The sequence below is a fragment of the Janthinobacterium foliorum genome, assembly GCF_978021625.1.
Genome location: NZ_CDXDQE010000130.1, coordinates 1 through 227, shown reverse-complemented (window position 1 = coordinate 227; position 227 = coordinate 1). Strand labels below are relative to the sequence as shown.

Below are 227 nucleotides of genomic sequence, written 5' to 3'. Positions count from 1 at the left end.
CTTTATCGCGCAGTTTGCGCAGTTGAACCGGCGCCAGCGGCAGGCGGGCATGGCCCTGCTGCGTGGCAACACGCCACACGACGCGACCGTCGCGCTGCTCGAGGGCGTGGCGCAGTCGCGCTTGGCCTGTCCCGCCTGCCACTCGCCCCATCTGCATCGGCATGGCCATGCGCACGGCCTGCAGCGCTACCGCTGCGTGCCCTGCGGGCGCACCTTCAATGCGCTCA

The 227-nt window shown here is 70.5% G+C and carries 1 protein-coding gene; it reads left to right on the top strand.

All coding sequences use genetic code 11. From position 1 onward, the window contains the following. Nucleotides 1-227, top strand: a 227-nt coding sequence (locus ACZ92H_RS29845; RefSeq protein ID WP_465052008.1) for an IS1/IS1595 family N-terminal zinc-binding domain-containing protein, incomplete at both ends; no start/stop codon positions are given.